We start from the raw sequence: 18,671 nt of genomic DNA on the forward strand, positions 1-18,671 counted from the left end.
TAGCATCGCCGGGTTAGCCGGGGCTGGCAGGATGCCCTGTTGGGCAGCAGCGATGCGTGTCAGGAGTGGTATGCGCACCCGAGGGTGGGCGGGCGATGTGCCGACGACCGACGCCGAGGCGAGGACGCGGATCCTGGCCGCCACGCGCGGGGTTATCGACGTCAGGGGCGCCCAGACGAATATCACTGACGTGGCTCGTGCCCTCGGGGTGACGCGGCAGACGATCTACCACTACTTCTCGGGTACCGACGAGCTGCTCGGCGCCGCCGCCGCCGATGCGTCGTGGGCATTCGCAGGCAATCTGGTGACCGCGTTGCGGGGTATCCGCGACCCCGCGGAGGTGATCGTCGAGGGTCTGATGCTCACGTTGCAGCGGCTTCCGCAGGATCCCTACATCGGCCTTCTGCTCAATCCTCAACATGTGGCGACGTTTGCGGACATTCCTGGAAACGACTTGGCGCAAGGGCAAACTCGAAGCGTTCTGGAACGTCTCGACGTCGACTGGTCAGAGTTCAGTGCGGCGGCATTCGACGACATCGTGCAATTGACGCTGCGAACCTTGCAGTCGTTCATCCTCTCTCCGGTCGAGCCTGCCGACGAACTGCGTCGACTCCTTCATCGGTGGGTGGGTGCCGCCGTCACCGACAGTGAACGGACCGCCAGTCCTCGGACTCGCCGTCGCCGCTGACGTTTCACCGCCAGGATGGCCCTTCCTTGCTCCCAAGAGGTGCCCCGTCACCCACCTCCTTCTTCGTCGACGCCGAGGCCCGGTGGTGCCGTCCACCGGCCCGCTGTGCGGGCTCTCACATCCGTTATGGCGGTGGTCACATCGTTTGAACGGTCGCGGTGGGCGGTGGGCTGAAGAAGTTGTCGGCCAACCAGTTAACTGCTTTCACGCGTCGAGCCGAGTCGCCCGGGGGAGCGCGCAATCCCGGGTACAGGTTCCCAGGAGGTGGGTCTCGCCGAGTCCGCTGTCGGTGCGCGCACGCACTCAACGTGGTCATACTCCAAGAACGGTATGTATGACCTAGGTGGCCCGCCGATCGCCGGCCGGGATCTGGCTCTGAGGTCGTTCAGGGTGGAGCGCCCCTGGATCACCGTCGAGAAAGGCTCTCCGGCAAAAGAACTATAGATCTGTGATGCGGAACGGCCGATCGGCGTCCGGTTTGCCGACAGCGCCTTCCTTCCATGCGCCCGGAGGTCTATTTGGTCATACATGAGCTGTAGCATCGTATGATCAGGGGACCGGACTCGTGGTTGCCAGGGTCGGCAGTCTGGCGTCGATGGTCAGTTGTGTCGCAATGGGGGAGGAAGTGGTGCACGAGGTTCTCACCCGAGCTGGGATCTTCAAAGGGGTTCCGGCCGAGGCTCTGGATGCAGTGACCCGGACGATGCAATGGGTGACGTTCGCTCGTGGCGAGTCGGTCTTCAGCGCCGGGGAGCCAGGTGATTGTCTCTACGTCATCGTTTCCGGGCGCGTCAAAGTCGGGCGGCGCATCGCTGATGGTCGCGAGGTCCTGCTCGCGGTGATGGGTCCCTCTGACATGTTCGGCGAGCTCGCGATCTTCGATCCCGGCCCACGCACGTCGACGGTGACCGCGCTGACCGAATTGCACACCGCGGTCATGGACCGCGCGGGTCTGAAGGCGTGGCTGTCGGATCGACCCGAGATCTCCGCGCAACTGCTGCAGGTCCTCGCGCGGCGGCTGCGTCGCACCAACGACATCATGTCCGATCTGATTTTCACCGACGTGCCCGGTCGGACCGCCAAACAGCTCCTTCAATTGGCCGACCGCTTCGGTCAACCCGAGCGTCACGCGGTGCGTCTCGATCACGGTCTCACCCAGGTCGAGCTCGCACAGCTGATCGGCGCTTCTCGCGAGACGGTCAATAAAGCCCTGTCGGACTTCGCTTCCCGCGGCTGGCTGCGCATCCAGGGCAAGACGATCGTGATCGATCAGCCGAACAAACTGGCGCAGCGGGCTCGGTAACGCACCGATGCCAGCGCCGCGGTTCACTGGTCAGCTGTTCACGCCCGGGACTCGACATCACGCACCGGAGATTTCGTGATCGTCCGGTTCCGCGTTCGCACGACGCTGACAAGAGGCCAGTTTCTGGCCAGTTTGACCGACTTCACCGCAGACGCTGCGGACCCTTCCCGGCTCGGTCCCGTGTCGACGGTTCACCTTCACCGCCGCACCCGCAACACCGCCGAAGTGACCGAACGGTCGACGTGGATCTGGGAGCGACTGCGCTATGACTGGTCAGATCCACAGCACATTTCGGTGAAAACACTCGATTCCAACCTCTTTGGCGGCATGTCCGGATATCAGTACACCCTGTTCCGCCGGGCGGACGGTGCCACCGATGTCGAGGTGCGGATCATCCGGGAGGGTGGCAACCTCGTCGGCAACATCGTGTCGTGGGCACTGGGGAGATTCGGCCAGAAGGCGCTGCGTGCAGCATTCGTCCGCTCCGTACAGGCCATCGAACATTGCGCCCGCACGGCTGGTGAGCGACCAGGCTGAGTTGCGCCAGCGGCACCGGTTCAAGGGTGCGGGGAGGATTGCCGAAGTCAGGAGCTTGGAATGATCCAGTCGGAGAACGGATCCGAGGGATGAATCGGGTATGCGCCCGGATGCTTGTCGCCCATGATCGTGGCGATCAAGATGGGAGCTGAGAAGAGTCCTGCCGCCGATGAGAGGACGCCGCAAGCGCCAGAGTTGCGGCCGATGTGAACGACCCTTGTCGGGACACCAGGCGAATACTGATTGCAGATGTCAACGGCTCTGATCGTTGAGTCAGCTTCTGCAGGAGCGGCCAGGAGTACAGCCGCCGTGAAGGCTACCGATATGGCAGCACCGAGCTTTGCGGCCAGGACCATCGTCAGCGAATCCGTTCCCCCAGGTGCGGCCGAGGTGGCTCATACACTGATCTGAAAGCGTAAGGCCGCCATGGTGAAATGCCACTGAGTAGCCATCGAGAACCGCTGCTTTGTGGGAGCTCTCACATCCAGTATGGCGGCGGTCACACCGAGCCGGGTCCGCACAATGTCAGCAGCGTGACGAAGCTTGTCACTATGGCCGTTCGGGTGTCCGGCTTTCTCGCGGTTGGCGGAATCCACCGATCTGATCTTCGAGAAGTTCGGCAAGTCGCAGCGTGGTGCGGTCTTCGAACATGGGCCCGATGAGTTGGGCACCGACGGGCAACCCCTCAGCTGTCTGGCCCGCGGGGATGGCGGTGGCGGGCAGGCCGGGCATGGTGGCCAGCCCAGGCCAGGTGAGTTGGTCCCCGAACGGGTATGCGGTGCCGTCGATGTCGATGGTGCGGTCTTCCAGGGTGCTGGTGTGATCATGCGGGAAGGCCGGGGTCGGTGTGATGGGGCACAGGACGGCGTCGAAGTGGGTGAACAGGCGGCGCCACTGCTCGCGGTGCACCTCACGGAGCCGGTCCGCGCCGACCCAGTCGCGATGGGAGAGAACCGATCCGCGAAGCCACGCGGTGTCATAGCCGCGCTGGTCGGGGCCGAGCGTGGCGGCGGTGTTCTGCAGATCGGCGTAGAGCTGCGGGGGATGATTCGCCGCGGCGAACGAGGTGAGCAGTTCGATGTAGACGGTGGCCGCCTCGGTGAGGTCGGGCAGCAGCGGGCTGCGCCGCTGCACCTCGGCGCCGGCAGCGACGAGTGCGTCGGCGACCCGGCTGATCGCAGCGCGTACGGCCGCTCCGGTCGGGATGAGGGGATGCTCGTCGACGACCAGGACGCGGAAGTCGCGAAGCTGCTGGTGCCGAGCCGGCGGAAGCTCGAAGCGGTACGCCAGGCCCCGGGTCAGCGGATCGGGTCCGGCCATCACATCCAGCAGGAGCGTCAGGTCGCGCGCGGTGCGGGCCATCGGGCCGAGGACTGCCAACTCGCCGTCGGTGGGGAGCGCGGGAACGTGGGGCGGGACCGCGCCGCGGGTCGCGACGATCCCGAAGGTCGGTTTGTGCGCGTAGATGCCGCAGTAGTGCGCCGGTACCCGCAGCGAACCGCCGATATCGGAGCCCAGTGACAGCGGCCCGAATCCCGTGGCCAGTGCGGCCGACGATCCGCCTGACGATCCGCCGGGGCTGCGATCGTGGTCGTAGGGATTGTTGGTGGTGCCGTAGATGGCGTTGAAACTCTGATGGTCTTGCAGCATGAACGGGACATTGGTCTTGCCGAGGATGACGGCGCCGGCAGCTTTGATCCGTGTGACGGCCAGCGCGTCCTCGGCGGCAATGAAGTTGCGGTGCGCCGGGTTGCCCCAGGTGGTCGGCAGGCCCGCGATGTTGTAGGACTCTTTGACGGTGACCGGGATTCCGAGCAATGCGCGACGCTCGCCCCGGGCTCGCGCCTGGTCGGCGTCGCGGGCTGCGTGCCGCGCCCGGTCGAAATCGCGCACACAGATGGCATTGATGGCGGTGTCGAATTGCTCGATGCGGGCGATGAATTCGTCCGTGAGTTGCACCGACGTCACCTCACCGGAATCCAATGCGGTGCAGAGTTGCTCGGCTGACTGGAAAGTCCACGGCATGACCGCGACGTTACCGAGTCGGTCACCCGACGTGTGGAACCCGGGCTCAGTCGGTCGAGCGACTCTTGGGCGAGGGGCGCTTCGGCGTTCGCGGTTTCTTGTCGGTGTGTTCGGCTGTGGGCTGCGCTGCGTTCTCGTCGGCCGCGCTCGATTCGGTGCGGCCGTGCCCGCCACGGAGTGGGCGCGGTGTGAGCGCGCGGGTGATCGCCGCGAGGGGGTTGCGGCGCTGGGTGTGTGGTGCGGTGGTGACGCCGAGCAGGGATCTGATCCTGTCTGCAGCCGTGTTCTTCTGGCGCGGCAGCGTGGTGGTTTCGGTAGTGGCGGGTGTGTCGATGGCGGCGGTGCTGGTGGACGACGATGTCGCGGGACGGCGGTGGTAGGTGGCGTCGATCCGGGGGCGAAGCAACGTGTCGAGTCGGGCGGTGTTGACGCCCAGATAGCGCAACGGTTGGGTGATCGGCAGTCCGGCGGTCGGCACGACGTAGTGCGTGGTGACACCGCCGGCGGCGTTGGTGGTGACCGTCTTCAGGGTGCCGGGGGTCGAGGGGTTGGCGGCGTCGCCGTAAAAGGGGTGGACGAAGGCCACTCCCATCACCGCGTTCAGGGCGGAGAGTGCGGTGGGGTGGTTCGGCCAGTCGGAGAGGCCGTCGTATTCACGCACGATCTCGGTGGTGGCGTACGGCGTCGGTAGCGGGCCGCGGGGTACCGACAGCCACAACAGCGGGTTGCGGGTGACGATGCCGCCGGTGGCATTCATCGGATCGCCGAAGGTCACGAACGACAGCTCGGTCCTGGGCCGGTCGGGTGTGATGCGCAGCGCCAGAGATTGTTTGACGTAGTTGAGCACGATGGCGCCCTGGCTTGCGCCGGCGAGGGTGATTTTGATGCCGTCGGGTATCGCATCGAGGTGTGCGTTGACGCCGCTGGCGCCGATCGCCGAGTCGAGTGCGAACAGCAGTCCGGCGGGGTAGCCGACACCGGTGATGGGGCCGGCGTCGCCGAGGTATCCGTCGGCGAGACCGAGCGCCTGTTGTGCGGTGGGCACGGTGGCGCACAGGCAGGTCCCACCGAGATAGAACGCCGCGATGTCGGGACCGGGATCTTCTGCGTGCGCGGCGGGTTGGGCACCGACCGCCAGTGCCATGACGGTGACAAAACCTGCAGCGGTGACACGCTTCGTGGCGTCCACGGCGCACCTTTCGATGTGGGTTGGGCAGCGCGCAGCTTGGTCAAATGCGTTGGTGTGGTGCGGCGACAGATGGACTGGTACGTCCGTGCTATTTGTCTCTGCCGAAACTTATCGGATGCCGCGTGCGGTTGTCGGGCGTCCGGTCAAGATCACATCAGCGTGCGGGCGCACCAGGGCGCAGGGCGCCTGGTGAGCGTCCGGAGTGTTTCTTGACCAGCCGGTGCAGGCCTGCCGGGTCGGCGAGGCCGACGGCCGCGGCGACGCCCTCCAAGGGCGTGCGGCTGGTGCGCAGCAGGTGCAGCGCGCGTTCGAGGCGGATTCGCGCCACCAGTTGCAGCGGACTCAAGCCCGCAGCCTTCTCCGTCAGCCGCGCCAGGGTGCGTGGGCTGACCCCCGCGCGGGCCGACAGCGAAGCCAAGGTGTGAGGGCCGGTCAGGTTTCCCCGGACATAGGACTCGAGGTCCGCGACGATGTCATCTCGCGCGGCCAGATGCGAGGGGAGAGAAAGCTTGCCTGCGAGGTGCGTTGATCGATGAGTAGCCGGCCGGCCAGTTCATCGGTCAAGGCAACGCCACCAAGATGTCGCATCAAGGCAAGCATCAGATCGACGTGCGCGAAGGAACTGCCGGCGGTCCAGATCTGCCCGTCGTGCACCACCATGTCGTCGCAGTGGGCGCAGAACGGCGCGATTCGCCGCCTGCCCGAGGTCGTGGCCATCGCCGGATTCGAACACCTGAGCGCCATGGCCAAGGCGGGAACGCCCGGACCACCACAGTGACGTTAACGATCGCCAACGGTTATCCAAGCGAGACCCGCAGACACTGGCTTACCCAAGGTGTGGCCCCTACGTTGTTATTTGTCAGTACATGCGTAGTTGCTACGCGGGCAATTCAGTGGTGGAGGTGGTTCGTGCACCGCCGAGAAGCACTTGAGGTCACCGGTTTGCTTCTGGCGTCGGCATTGTTGGCCGCGGTGGCGCCGCCGGTCGCCCGGGCAGATGACAATGTCTACGATCCGTCGTTGCCGCAGCGGATCAGCGCCGGGGCTCCGGGTGATCCACTGGCACTGGCCAATGCGTCGCTGGGAGCCACCCGGATCGCCGCGGAGACGACGGCCGATCTCGGCCACAAGTTCCTCGCGGCGTTCGGTCTGGTCAAGGACGCGCAGGTCGGCCCGGGTGGTCGCGTTCGAGGGCCGCAGGCCATCGAGTACACGATCAGGCGCGCAGCGTCGCAGATGGGGGTGCCGTACTCGTGGGGTGGGGGAAGCCTCACGGGTCCGAGCAAAGGCATCGACTCCGGTTCCGGCACTGTGGGTTTCGACTGTTCGGGGTTGACCCGGTTCGCCTATGCGGGCGTGGGTGTGCTGCTGCCCAGGTGGTCGGGCGATCAGTACAACGCCGGCCGGCACGTGTCCAAGTCCGAGGCGCGGCGCGGTGACCTGCTGTTCTGGGGTCCCGGTGGCAGCCAGCACACGGCACTGTATCTGGGCGGCGGTCAGATGATCGAAGCGCAGCAGACCGGAGTTCCGGTGAAGGTGTCACCCGTGCGTCTGTCGGGCATGACTCCCTACGTCACCCGGGTGGTCGAGACCTGAGTGCGGCGAACGGGATAGCAACTCGGCTGGGCATCGGGCTGGCGGCCGTGGGGCGCCCGGCGTACATCACCGGCGGCCGGGCCCACGACCTCGGCTCCGAACGCCCGGTCGAGGCGATGCGGGCGCGGACCTTCGATGTGCTGGACGCCGCCTACACATCGGGCATCCGGTACATCGACGCCGCCCGGTCCTACGGCCTCTCCGAGGAGTTTCTCGCCGAATGGTTGGCCGCGCACCCCGAAAACGCGGATGTCGAGATCGGATCCAAATGGGGCTACCGGTACGTCGGCGAGTGGCGGACGCACGCCGACGTGCACGAGATCAAAGAGCATTCGCTGAGCGCGTTTCGCCGTCAGCTCGGGGAATCACAGAGCCTGCTCGGTGACCGGCTCGACCTCTACCAGGTGCACTCGGTGACGCTGGACAGCCCGGTCCTCACCGATACCGAACTCCAGCGCGCCCTGGGTGAGTTGCGGGACAGTGGAATCCGGGTGGGCTTGTCGACCTCGGGGCCTCGGCAGAAGGACGTCATCCGGGCCGTGCTTGACATCGAGGTGGCGGGCAGGCGGCTGTTCTCGTCGGTGCAGTCCACCTGGAATCTGCTGGAAACCTCTGCCGGCCCGGCACTTTCGGAAGCGCGGCAGCGGGGCGTGGACGTGATCCTCAAAGAGGTGTTCGCGAACGGGCGGCTCGCCCCGGGCAATCCCGTTGCCACCGCGGGTACGACGCAAGCCGAGCAGTTTGCAACAGAGTTGGCGGTCGGTGTCGATCAACTCGCCGTGGCAGCGGCGCTTCATCAACCCTGGCAGCCGCGCGTGCTGTCCGGCGCCGCCACTCCGGAACAGGTGCGTTCGCATGTGGCCGCCGCCGATATCCACCTGACTCCGACGGTGTTCGACGCACTGATGTCGTTGGCGGAGGATCCGGACGACTACTGGGCGGCACGCTCCCGGCGCGAGTGGAATTAGCTGCCGTAGAGGTGCAGCACCCGCGCCGCCAGGGTGGCCACGTCCCCGCTGAGCCGCACGATCGGCGGTCCACCGCGCTGATGGATCACGTTCGTCAGCATCGCCACATAGGTATCGGAACCGGGATCGATCCACAGCGATACCCCGGTGAAGCCGCTGTGGCCGACGCTGCCGATCGGGAAGATCAATCCGCGCGGCTTGGACAGCTCGGTGTCGATGTCCCAGCCGAAGCCACGCAGATCCTGGCCGGCGATGGCCGGATAGTTCGGCGCGAGTAGGGGATCGGCGGTATTGGGACTGTTCTCGATGGCGCGCCGGTTGGCGTCTCGGGCCGCGTCGAGCTGATCGGCGGTGTGGCCGGGTTGCTGTGGCGTTGTCATCAGTTCCAGCGTGTCGGGGTGCAACGGGAATGCGCTCGGCCGACCCGCCAGGCGATCGATCAACGCCTGGGCGTACCTGCCGACGTCGTCGGCTGTCGAGAACACACCGGCACTGCCCGCCGCACCACCCATCCGGCGGGCTGTCGGGTCGTGCACGGTGCCGCGCAGCAGCTGGTCGAAGTCCGGGTTGACACCCGGGGTGTCGTCGTCGTGTGCGGTCGGCGCGACGCGTGCCAACAGATCGGTGCTCCATCTACCGGGCAGGCACGGGACCGGAGTCGCGGTCGGGTCGAAAGCGATGGCCGCACCACGGATCCGGTGCGGTCCGCACGCCTTCTCCGCGGGAAGGTAGCGGGTGTCGGGCAGGCCGAGTGGCGCAAAGACGTTGTCCTGCACATAGGTATCCACCGACTCGCCGGTCAGCTTCTCGACGAGCGCCCCGAGGATGATGAAGTTGATGTCCGAGTAGTGAAACCCCTCACCGGGTCCGAACTCCAACGGCGCCGCCAGCGCGCGGTGAACGCCCTCCGCCTTGTCCGGTGCCGCCAATCCCCACGGCCCCTGCCGGCTCAGATCACCGCCCGTACCCGACGTGTGGGTGAGCAGCATGCGCAACGTCACCTGCGCCCGCCGCGGGTCCGCGGTCGGATTGAACTCGGGTAAGTAGGTCTGGACGGGATCGTCGATGCGGACCAGGCCTCGCTCGTAGAGCTGCAGAAACGCCACCGTCGTCGCGAGAGGCTTCGTCAACGACGCGAGGTCGAACATGGTGTCCTCGGTCATCGGCTCGCCAGGAGCGGGCGCGCCGTCCACCCCGGGTTCGTCGGGAAGCCTGCGCCAGCCGAAGGCCTGCCGGTAGACGACCTTGCCGGCGTGCCCGATCTGAACCACCGCGCCCGGCAGCCGGTGCGCCGCCATCGCGTCATTCACCAGCGTGGTGACGGCCGCGAACGGACCCGCGGGTAGCACGCTGGGCGCCGCGACCGTCGTCGCCGGCGGAAGCGCCACCCGCCCACACGACGGGACCGCGGCGAGAACGAGCAGGATGGTGGCGCAGACTCGCACGGCGCACCTGTTCACCAGATCGACGGTAGCCGAGCTCGCGGTCCGGCCGTTCAGAACCGCTCGCGAAGCGGCCGATCTGCAGGTGTGCTGCGGTAGATACCCCGGTCGATCAGCCGGGGAACCACCTCGTCGATGAACTCCCGGATGGATTGCGGCCCGGCGGAGAACATCAGGTTGAAGCCACCGATGTTCCCGTCCTCGAACCACGCCGCGAAATCGTCGACGATGTCGTCGTAGGAGCCGACGAACTTCCGGTGCGTCGCACCGCCACGCCCCACCGCTTGGGCGACAACCTCGCGCACCGTCACACCGGGGCGCTCCTGAATCCAGTCGTAGAGCCCGACATAGTTGCCGAACGTGCTGGTGATCGTCTTCTCGACATCCTCGGGGCGGGGCAGGATCTCCAGCGGGAACGGATCGTTGATGTCGGCGTAGGTCGCGTCGATCCCGAACTGTCCCAACGCGAACGGCGCAATGGGCGCCCAGTCGACATGGCTGTCGAGTTCGTCCAGCTTCTCCTGGGCCTCCTTCGCGGTCCGGCCCAGATATGGAATGAGACCCGGGATGGGTGGCACCGATCCGGGAGCCCGGCCCCGCTCGACGAGCGCCTTGTCCAGCGTCTCGCGATAGACGGCCGCACTGTCGCGGGTGGAGGAGTTCGTGAACACCATCTCGGCGTGTTTGGCGGCGACCCTGATACCCGCCCCGGAACCGCCGGCCTGAGCGATGAGCGGCCGGCCTTGGCGGCTGGGTGCGATGTTGAGTGGGCCGGTGACCTGAAAGCGGCTGCCCCGGTGGTTGATCGGATCGGCATGGAAGCGGATGCGACCGTCGGGGTCCCGGCGCAGCTCCCGGTTGTCCCAGAGCGAGCGCAGGACGTCGAGAAACTCGTCGGCGCGTTGATAGCGCGCCTCGCGGTCCAGGTGGTGTTCCAGGCTGTAGTTGAGCGCGAAGTGGTCGATGACCGACGTCACGGCGTTGAATCCAGCGCGCCCATCGGACGCCTGGTCGAGCGAGGCCAGCAACCGCGCCAGGTTGTAGGGGTCATAGAACGTGGTGGACGCCGTGGCGATGAGTCCGACGTGCTTGGTGTGCTGGGAGATTGCGGTCAGGCCGGTGATCGGCTCCACTGGGCCGCCGTCGAACGCCGGCGAACCCTGCATGCCGGGAATATCGCCGACGAACAGCGCGGTGAACAGCCCTTCGTCGCCGAATCGGCCATATTCGAGGAGGCGGCTGAAGACATCGCGCTCCGGGATGTCGTGCGCCTGTTCGTATCCGCGCACACCCTGATGCAGGTTCAGATCGTTGGCTACCAGGTTCAGATGCAGATGACGTCGTTCCGACATCCGGTCTCCTTGTCGTGGGTGAGGGAGCGCACTCAGCGCATGGTGGCGTGCAGAGCGTCGGTCATGGCGTCGATGGCGCTGTCGCGATCCAGGGACCAGCCGTCGGCCAACCACAAGTGCATGAAGGAGTCGACCATGGTGTACATCATCGCGACGGCCAGCCGGATCTGATCCTCGGTGGCGCCGGGCATGACATCGGTGCGGATCCAGTCGATGACGTTGGCTTCCATCGTCTCTCGGTGCGCCGCGGCGAATTCGGGGTCGGTCGCGCGCGCCTGGTGCAGAGCCATGTACAGCTCCGGTGCGGACGTGTAGAAATCGACGACCTTGCCGAAGAAGGCGCGGATGGACGGTCGCCCGGACCTGCCGCCGCGTGGGGCGTCCTGCTCGGTCCACACCGCCATGCGGGTGTTGCGAAGTTCGCGCAGCACTGCCGCTTTGCCGTCGAAGTGAAGGTAGAACGTCGCCCGGCCGATGCCGGCGCGCCGGGCGATGTCGTCGATGGTCACGGCCGCATATCCGCGTTCGGCGAACGCCTCGAGTGAGGCGCCCAGGATGTGGTCGCGGGTGAGGATGCGGTGGCGGTCACGCATGGTGAGTCGCTGCGCTGTCTCTGTCATGTGAGGGTCACTCCGTCCAGGCGGCCCGTCGATCGCCACTGGCTGAGCATGGCGAAGAAGTCGTTGGCCTTGCCGCCGAAGTTGTTGGACAGCATGCCGTGCGGATTATCCTTCTCGCCTTCGGAACTCAGGTAGCTGGGTGTGCAGTCCGCGTAGAAGGCCTTCGGCAGATCCGATGCCTCGTTCATCGCCGACAGCCACTCGTTCTCGGCCTCGCGGGTGGCCTCGATGGTCGTCGCGCCGCGCTGCACCAAGGTATCGACCAGATAGGCGAAGTGACGAGCCCGTTCCTCGGCGGTATGGGTGTAGTTCGGTGACACCCCCGATTGGGTGTAGCCCAGAAAGAAGCAATTGGGAAAGCCGTGGGTCTGCAAGCCGTGGAAGGTGCGCATGCCCTTGGCCCAGCTGTCGCTCAGCCGGACGCCGTCGCGGCCGACGATCTCGAAGCCGAGCCGCTTGGTGAATTCGGTGCCGACCTCGAAGCCGGTCGCGAAGATCAGTGCATCCAGTTCGTAGTGGATCCCGCCGACGACGGCGCCGGTCTCGGTGAACCTCTCGACACCGCGACCGTCGGTGTCGACGAGGGTGACGTTCGCACGGTTGAACGTCGGCAGGTACTCGTCGTGGTAGCCCGGGCGTTTGCAGTTCAGCTTGAACCAGGGTTTGAGGGCCTCGGCGGTCTTTTCGTCGGAGACCGCCTGGCTGATGCGACCGCGAAGCCGCTCGATGGCGTCCCAGTCGGCGCGGTACAGAAAGTCGGTGACCTCATCCGGCGTCATCTCCCGGCCGAGGCGGGCCGTCTCGCGGATCACCGCGGGCTCGGTCAGCGCCAGGGCGTTGCGCGTCCACCCGTCATCGGTGAGGTCGAGCTCCCATTCGACGCCGGCGTTGACCCTGGTGAAGTTCTCCATCCGTGCGCGTTGCCAGCCCGGCGTCAGACCGGCCGCCCACTCCGGGTCGGTCGGCCGATTGTTCCGCTCGGCGACGGTGCTCGGGGTCCGCTGAAATACATAGAGCTGCTGAGCTTCTCGACCCAGATGCGGTATGCACTGCAATCCCGTCGCCCCGGTACCGATGATCCCGACGCGCTTGTCCCGTAGCCGGGTCAGGCCGCCGGACTCGTCGCCGCCGGTGTAGTCGTAGTCCCACCGGCTGGTGTGGAAGGTGTGGCCGCCGAATTCGTTGATACCCGGGATGCCGGGCAACTTCGGTCGGGTCAGGGAGCCGGGAGAGACGGCGACCAGAGACGCGGTCAGGCGATCCTCACGGTCGGTGGTGATGATCCAGTGCCGGGCGGCGTCGTCCCATGCCATCCCCGTGACGGTGGTCTGCAGCAGGGCGTTTCGGTACAGCCCGTAGTGCCGGGCGATGGCTTGCAGGTGATGGCGGATTTCGGGGCCGTGGGCGTAGCGCTCCGACGGCAGGTAGTTCAGCTCTTCGAGCAACGGCAGGTAGATGTAGGACTCGATATCGCATTGGGCTCCTGGGTACCGGTTCCAGTACCAGGTTCCACCGAAATCACCCGCGGTGTCCACGATCCTGATGTCGTCGATGCCGACCTCACGCAGCCGGGCCGCCGCGATCAGGCTGCCGAGTCCGGCGCCGATGATGAGGACCTGGACATGGTCGGTCACCGGGTCGCGTTCGACCCGCTCGACGTACGGGTCGTCGGCGTAGTGGGAGAAGTCGGCGGTGACGTCCACGAACTGTGCGACCCCGTCGGTGCGGAGGCGCTTGTCGCGTTCCGCCCGGTATTTCGCGCGCACCCATGCCGCGTCATACGTGGCGGGCTGCGGTCCCGGGTCGCTCAGTTCTGCCATGCCCTGTCCTGCATCGTCGGCCCGGCCCAACTCGCCAGACACACTGTCTTGTGAATGGACACAGGGTATAGCGGGACGGGCAAGGTGCCAAGGGGCGCCAACTGTAGATTCTCAGAACCAGTGTCATATTCTCGCGATGAGCGTCACATCGATTTCATATATGACACGAATGTGAGATCCAACGCGTTGACCACCAACGTGGCATCGGCCTTCGAGTCCATCGACCAGCCCACAATCCAGCGGCTGAACGCGTCGAGCACAGCACAGCAGTACAGCCATCCTTCCCGGGTCCTATGTTGCGTGATATCAGTGACCCACAACTCATTTGGTGCGAGTCGGTGGAACTTGCGATGGACCAGATCATCAGCAGTGACCACCCCGCGCAGGCGTTTCACCCGTACTGGACCCGGCAGGCCGTAGATGCCGGCAAGGGTCATCAGGACCGACACCGTGCGTGGGCAGACCGTGATTCCCATACCGAGGGTGAGTTCAGCGTGGACGCGGCGATAGCCGTAGGTGCCCCGTGAGGCGACGTGGATCTCGCGGATCAGTCCGGTCAACCATTGCCGATGCAACTGGGTGGCTGTGGTCGGTTTTCGCTTGTGCTTGTAGTAGTTCTGGCGTGTCACACCAAGAATGACGCAGCAGCGATCCACACGCGCCCCGGCGCCGACCAGTCGGTCGATCACCGGGTAGATCCTTTTGGGCGGGGCTTGTCCTCACCGAGGAACGTGGCGGCCTGGCGCACGATGGCCAACTCGGTTTCCAGCTCGCGGATCCTTCGCCGCGCTGCTCGCAACTCTGTTGATTCGCTCGTCGGGACACCGGGACGCACCCCGCGGTCGATATCGTCCTGCTTGATCCACTTCGACAGCGTGACGGGATGGATGTCGAGGTCGTCGGCGGTCTGTTTCTGCGGCTTGCCGGCGCGCACGAGCGCGATCGCGCGCGCCCAGAACTCGGCAGGATAGGGGCGGGGCATGACGGTCAGCCTTTCGTACAGGCCGTCACTTAGTCACCGAATCTGGAACCCAAACGGTGGGTCAGGTCAAACTGTCACCTGATCGTGCAGCAGACCCATCAATCCGAGGCCGGCATATAAGAATCATGGCCTGAGCGTCGTCGTCGCTGATTTCAGATGTTCGCTCCTGTTATCCATGCCCGTGATGGAGCCCCGTCAGGTTCCCACGACGTCATGACCCGCGCTATCCCTGCCTGGGACACGGTCACCCATCGGGTTGTGCACCGGCGGATGACCGTGCCTCGAAGTGTCCGAGGGCGGCACCTGTGTGCTGCAGGTCTAGTTGGCGGTGGTGGCGTCGTATTCCTCGCTGAGACCGCGTCGCAACCGGACCCTCGGCGCCGTTTCGGGTGACCATAGCGCTCCTATGATCGTGATGATCGAGGTGATCACCATATAGACGGCAACCAGCCAGTACCGGTCGAATTGTGGACCTATCAGTGCCGTGGCGATTAGAGGTGCGAATCCGCCGGCGAACACCGCGGCGACTTGCGGGCCGACTGAGGCTCCGGAGTAGCGGAGCTTGGGTTCGAACAGTTCGGTGAAGTACGCCGGCTCGACGGAGTAGCAGAGGTCGCGGCCGATGTTGCACGTCAGGATCAGCACCAGTAGCACCATCAGGAAGTCCCCGGTCTGCACGCCCCAGAAAAATGGGAACGCCATGAGCGCCATGGTGACAGCACCGGCGATCACGGTGTAGCGGCGGCCCCACCGGTCAGACACCCATCCCCACAGGGGAATGGTGAAGATGCCCAGTCCAGCCATGATCATCACCGCGAGCAATATGTCGCTCTTGGCGACCAGAATCGCCGGCCCATAGGCGAGCAGAAACGTGGTGTAGATGTAGTAGTTCGCGTTCTCGGCGAACCGCATCATGATGACCTTCAGGATGGTCTTTGGACGCGTCTTGATGACCTTGACGACCGGCAGCTTCTCGATCTCGCCCTTGCGTTTGACCTCCTCGAAGACCGGGGACTCGGAAACCTTGCTGCGGATGTAGAACGACAGTCCGACGAGCACGATGGAGGACAGGAACGGGATCCGCCACCCCCACGCCTCGAATTGTTCGTTCGAGATCAGACCGACCATGATGAAGAACGCTCCGTTGGCCAGCAGGGTGCCCGCCGGCACGCCGATTTGCGGCCAGGAGCCGAAGAAGCCCCGGCGCTTCGGCGGTGCGAATTCAGTAGCCATCAGGGCGGCGCCGCCCCATTCGCCACCCACACCGATGCCCTGCACGATGCGCAGCAGGACCAGCAGGATCGGGGCGGCGATGCCGATGGTCGCGAAGTTCGGCAGGCACCCGATGAGGAATGTCCCGCAACCCATGAGACCCAGGGTCAGCATGAGGATCTTCTTGCGCCCGATGCGGTCGCCGAAGTGTGCGAACACGAGACCGCCGATGGGCCGGGCGGCGAAGCCGATGGCATAGGTGCTGAAGGACAAGAGGATTCCCACGAAGGGATCGACGTTGGGGAAGAACTGCTTGTTCAGGATGATCGCCGCAGCGACTCCGTAGACGTAGAAGTCGTACCACTCGATGCACGACCCCAGCACGGAGGACACCAGGGCCCGTCGTCGCATGGCGGGGTCGACCGCGGGAAGGTGACGCCCCGAGGTCGGTGGTAACTCGGTCGACGCGTCGACACTCATGTGAGCTCCAATACTCGATGGGGTGAAGGTGGCGCGCATTACAGGCCGCGTCGGCTGACGAGTGTATACGTAAGCACAATAAATTTCTAGAGGTCGGCCTACCCCTCGGTGGTGACCAGTAGCTCGCTGAACTGGTAATCAGTCTTGTTCCTGCTGCAGATTGCACGCCAATCGATGTGCGCAGGGAGGCCCAAGAGGTGCAAGTCAAAGCGCAGTGTTGGCTTTTATACTGCATACGTATACAGTATGGTGTCAGTGACTGGGGACACATACCTCAGTGCAAGTGACCTGAACTGGGCGATGACCCGCCTACCGACTCACGATGGAGGAATTCTCATGACGACTGCGGCAGCTCCGAGGTTGGCGGTCCATACCCAGGACCTCAAAGTTCCTCTCAAGCAGAGCGCCGAGCGTGGAAGTACGTCATCGGTGCGCTCCACCGTCGAAGAGGTAATCGACGATATCCGTCGCCGCGGTGACGCGGCGGTGCGCGACTACGCCGAGAAGTTCGACAATTACGCCGCCGACACCTACCTGCTGAGTTCTGATCAGCTCGACGAGATCATCGCTCGGGTACCCCAACAGGTCATCGACGACATCACGTTCGTCCAGGAGCAGGTCCGGGTGATGGCGCAGAAGCAGCTGGAATCCTTGACCGACTTCGAGATCGAAACGCTCCCAGGGGTTTTCCTGGGCCAGAAGAACGTCCCGATCGAGGCTGCGGGCGCCTACATCCCGGGTGGCAAGTACCCGTTGCTGGCCAGCGCGCACATGACGATCATCACCGCCAAGGTGGCCGGGGTGAAGCGCGTCGCCGCGTGCACTCCCAAGATCCGCGGTGAGGTCCCCGACGCGACGATCGCTGCGATGGCCCTCGCTGGCGCCGACGAAATCTATCTGCTCGGCGGCATCCAGGCGGTGGCGGCGATGGCCATCGGCACCGAGACCATCCGACCGGTCAACATGCTCGCCGGTCCGGGCAACGCGTTCGTGGCGGAGGCCAAGCGCCAGCTGTTCGGTGAGGTCGGCATCGACTTGTTCGCCGGCCCGACCGAGGTCCTCATCATCGCCGACGAGTACGCCGATCCGTTCATTGTCGCTGTCGACCTGCTCTCGCAAGCTGAGCACGGCCCCGATTCGCCTGCGGTGCTGATCACCACCAGCGCCGAACTCGGCCACAAGGTCATGGAGCACATCGACCACATCCTGATCGACATGCCCACCCGCGACTACGCCGGCGTCGCCTGGCGCGACTGGGGCGAGGTCCGCGTCGTGGATACCCTCGACGAGGCCTACTCGCTGGCCGACGAGTACGCCTCCGAGCACGTGCAGATCCTCACCCAGAATCCGCGGGAGGCACTGGACAAGATGCACGACTACGGTGCCCTGTTCCTCGGCGAGGGAACCTGTGTCTCATACGGTGACAAGGTAATCGGCACTAACCACGTGCTTCCCACCCGCGGCGCCGCGCGCTACACCGGCGGTCTATGGGTCGGTAAGTACCTGCGCACCGTGACCTACCAGGAAGTCACCAACACCGAATCAAGCGCCTTCTTCGGGGAGCTGTGCGGCCGTGCCGCCCGGGTCGAGTCCTTCGAAGGCCATGCACGATCCGGTGACGTGCGGGCCGCGAAGTACCGCGGTCAGCAGCTGGCGTGGTCCGAGCACAGCTTCACCGACTAGCAGACGATCGTGGTCAACTTCGATCTCAAGGATAAGACCGCCCTTGTCACGGGGGCCGGCCGCGGCCTCGGCAGGGCTATCGCTGATGGTCTCGCCGAGGCGGGCGCGGTGGTCTACGGAACCAGCCGCAGTGCTGAGACCGCGGAAGCGGTGTCGCACCGCTATGGCACTCCGGCAGTGGCGGTGGAGATGACCGACACCGCCTCGATCCGTACCGGTGTCGCCGACATCCTGGAGCACAGCGGCGGAATCGATCTGCTGGTCAACAATGCCGGCATCAACATTCCCAAACCGGCGATCGAGATCACCGAAGCGGACTGGGATGATGTCCTCGATACCAACCTGCGGGGCAGCTTCTTCCTCACCACCGCGCTGGCCAAGGGATGGCTGTCGTCGGGGACGCGGGCGGCGGTGGTCAACATCGCCTCCCAGGCAGGCCTCGTCGGCATCGAGGAGCGTGCCGCCTACGGCACCAGCAAGGCGGGTCTGATCCATCTGACGAAGATCCTTGCGTTGGAATGGGCGCCAAACAACATCCGGGTGAACGCGGTGGCCCCGACGTTCGTGCGGACCGAACTCACCGAGTCGACGCTGAGTCGACCCGACTGGGCCCGCGAACTGAAATCACGAATCCCCATGGGCCGCTTCGGGGAACCCGACGACATCGTCGGTGCCGTGATCTTCCTGCTCAGTGACGCCGCGTCACTCATCACCGGCACCACCATCGCCATCGATGGCGGGTACACCATCCGGTGACCAACGGCCCCGGTGGAC

General features: G+C 65.3%; 16 protein-coding genes and 1 pseudogene. 7 read left to right on the plus strand and 10 right to left on the minus strand.

Features of this window, described 5'->3' with window-relative positions:
• Positions 1-97 precede the first annotated feature (97 nt).
• From AC1DY7_RS12580 to AC1DY7_RS12590, 3 genes are all read left to right on the plus strand, one after another.
• A complete protein-coding gene (locus AC1DY7_RS12580; protein WP_477494027.1) occupies positions 98-688 on the plus strand; it encodes a TetR/AcrR family transcriptional regulator in 591 nt (196 codons plus the stop codon).
• 628 nt (positions 689-1,316) lie between these two features.
• Positions 1,317-1,991 carry a Crp/Fnr family transcriptional regulator gene (locus AC1DY7_RS12585; protein ID WP_477494500.1) on the plus strand — a complete coding sequence of 225 codons (675 nt, stop codon included), beginning with the start codon at positions 1,317-1,319 and terminating at the stop codon, positions 1,989-1,991.
• 75 nt (positions 1,992-2,066) lie between these two features.
• Positions 2,067-2,528, plus strand: coding sequence for a hypothetical protein (locus AC1DY7_RS12590; RefSeq protein WP_477494028.1), 462 nt, complete (start codon positions 2,067-2,069; stop codon positions 2,526-2,528).
• Between the two features lie 549 nt (positions 2,529-3,077).
• Here the strand turns inward: AC1DY7_RS12590 and AC1DY7_RS12595 are convergent.
• The 4 genes from AC1DY7_RS12595 to AC1DY7_RS12610 form a co-directional block, all read right to left on the minus strand.
• On the minus strand, positions 3,078-4,553 hold the full coding sequence (locus AC1DY7_RS12595; protein WP_477494029.1) for an amidase: 1,476 nt from the start codon (positions 4,551-4,553) through the stop codon (positions 3,078-3,080).
• Positions 4,554-4,599: 46 nt separating this feature from the next.
• Positions 4,600-5,742 carry a PE-PPE domain-containing protein gene (locus AC1DY7_RS12600; RefSeq protein ID WP_477494030.1) on the minus strand — a complete coding sequence of 381 codons (1,143 nt, stop codon included), beginning with the start codon at positions 5,740-5,742 and terminating at the stop codon, positions 4,600-4,602.
• 154 nt (positions 5,743-5,896) lie between these two features.
• Positions 5,897-6,160, minus strand: a complete 264-nt coding sequence (locus tag AC1DY7_RS12605) for a helix-turn-helix transcriptional regulator (RefSeq protein ID WP_477494031.1) — start codon at positions 6,158-6,160, stop codon at positions 5,897-5,899.
• Between the two features lie 14 nt (positions 6,161-6,174).
• Positions 6,175-6,402, minus strand: a complete 228-nt coding sequence (locus tag AC1DY7_RS12610) for a hypothetical protein (protein ID WP_477494032.1) — start codon at positions 6,400-6,402, stop codon at positions 6,175-6,177.
• Positions 6,403-6,651: 249 nt separating this feature from the next.
• On the opposite strand from AC1DY7_RS12610, the gene ripB reads away from it, so the two are divergent.
• Together ripB and AC1DY7_RS12620 are read left to right on the plus strand one after the other, a co-directional pair.
• Positions 6,652-7,338 (plus strand): NlpC/P60 family peptidoglycan endopeptidase RipB, encoded by a 687-nt coding sequence (gene ripB, locus AC1DY7_RS12615; RefSeq protein ID WP_477494033.1) that lies wholly within the window; start codon positions 6,652-6,654, stop codon positions 7,336-7,338.
• Positions 7,339-7,385: 47 nt separating this feature from the next.
• On the plus strand, positions 7,386-8,306 hold the full coding sequence (locus tag AC1DY7_RS12620) for an aldo/keto reductase (RefSeq protein ID WP_477494034.1): 921 nt from the start codon (positions 7,386-7,388) through the stop codon (positions 8,304-8,306).
• Here AC1DY7_RS12620 and AC1DY7_RS12625 read toward each other — a convergent pair.
• The 6 genes and pseudogenes from AC1DY7_RS12625 to AC1DY7_RS12650 all read right to left on the minus strand — a co-directional run bounded on the left by AC1DY7_RS12625 (position 8,303) and on the right by AC1DY7_RS12650 (position 16,214).
• Positions 8,303-9,769 carry a serine hydrolase domain-containing protein gene (locus tag AC1DY7_RS12625; protein WP_477494501.1) on the minus strand — a complete coding sequence of 489 codons (1,467 nt, stop codon included), beginning with the start codon at positions 9,767-9,769 and terminating at the stop codon, positions 8,303-8,305. The genes AC1DY7_RS12620 and AC1DY7_RS12625 overlap by 4 nt on opposite strands.
• Positions 9,770-9,801: 32 nt before the next feature.
• Positions 9,802-11,100: an NtaA/DmoA family FMN-dependent monooxygenase gene (locus AC1DY7_RS12630; RefSeq protein WP_477494035.1), complete on the minus strand. Its 1,299-nt coding sequence runs from the start codon at positions 11,098-11,100 to the stop codon at positions 9,802-9,804.
• A gap of 32 nt (positions 11,101-11,132) precedes the next feature.
• A complete protein-coding gene (locus tag AC1DY7_RS12635) occupies positions 11,133-11,720 on the minus strand; it encodes a TetR/AcrR family transcriptional regulator (RefSeq protein ID WP_477494036.1) in 588 nt (195 codons plus the stop codon).
• Positions 11,717-13,540 (minus strand): flavin-containing monooxygenase, encoded by a 1,824-nt coding sequence (locus AC1DY7_RS12640; protein WP_477494037.1) that lies wholly within the window; start codon positions 13,538-13,540, stop codon positions 11,717-11,719. The genes AC1DY7_RS12635 and AC1DY7_RS12640 overlap by 4 nt, the downstream gene beginning before the upstream one ends.
• A 173-nt stretch (positions 13,541-13,713) precedes the next feature.
• Positions 13,714-14,522 (minus strand): annotated as a pseudogene (locus tag AC1DY7_RS12645) (IS3 family transposase); the annotation flags it as partial.
• Positions 14,523-14,840: 318 nt separating this feature from the next.
• Positions 14,841-16,214, minus strand: a complete 1,374-nt coding sequence (locus AC1DY7_RS12650) for an MFS transporter (protein ID WP_477494038.1) — start codon at positions 16,212-16,214, stop codon at positions 14,841-14,843.
• Positions 16,215-16,550: 336 nt separating this feature from the next.
• Between AC1DY7_RS12650 and hisD the strand changes: the two genes are divergently transcribed.
• The gene (gene hisD, locus AC1DY7_RS12655) at positions 16,551-17,897 is read left to right on the plus strand and encodes a histidinol dehydrogenase (protein ID WP_477494039.1); all 1,347 of its coding nucleotides are present in this window, start codon (positions 16,551-16,553) and stop codon (positions 17,895-17,897) included.
• Positions 17,898-17,906: 9 nt separating this feature from the next.
• Positions 17,907-18,653 carry an SDR family NAD(P)-dependent oxidoreductase gene (locus AC1DY7_RS12660; protein ID WP_477494040.1) on the plus strand — a complete coding sequence of 249 codons (747 nt, stop codon included), beginning with the start codon at positions 17,907-17,909 and terminating at the stop codon, positions 18,651-18,653.
• The last annotated feature ends 18 nt before the right edge of the window (positions 18,654-18,671 follow it).

This window comes from Mycobacterium sp. P2_H7, from assembly GCF_056403275.1.

Coding starts and splice junctions, on each gene's coding strand:
- AC1DY7_RS12595 (WP_477494029.1), bottom strand. CDS start 4,553: ATGCCGTGGACTTTCCAGTCAGCCGAGCAACTCTGCACCGCATTGGAT.
- AC1DY7_RS12610 (WP_477494032.1), bottom strand. CDS start 6,402: ATGGTGGTGCACGACGGGCAGATCTGGACCGCCGGCAGTTCCTTCGCG.
- AC1DY7_RS12630 (WP_477494035.1), bottom strand. CDS start 11,100: ATGTCGGAACGACGTCATCTGCATCTGAACCTGGTAGCCAACGATCTG.
- AC1DY7_RS12635 (WP_477494036.1), bottom strand. CDS start 11,720: ATGACAGAGACAGCGCAGCGACTCACCATGCGTGACCGCCACCGCATC.
- AC1DY7_RS12640 (WP_477494037.1), bottom strand. CDS start 13,540: ATGGCAGAACTGAGCGACCCGGGACCGCAGCCCGCCACGTATGACGCG.
- AC1DY7_RS12650 (WP_477494038.1), bottom strand. CDS start 16,214: ATGAGTGTCGACGCGTCGACCGAGTTACCACCGACCTCGGGGCGTCAC.
- hisD (WP_477494039.1), top strand. CDS start 16,551: ATGACGACTGCGGCAGCTCCGAGGTTGGCGGTCCATACCCAGGACCTC.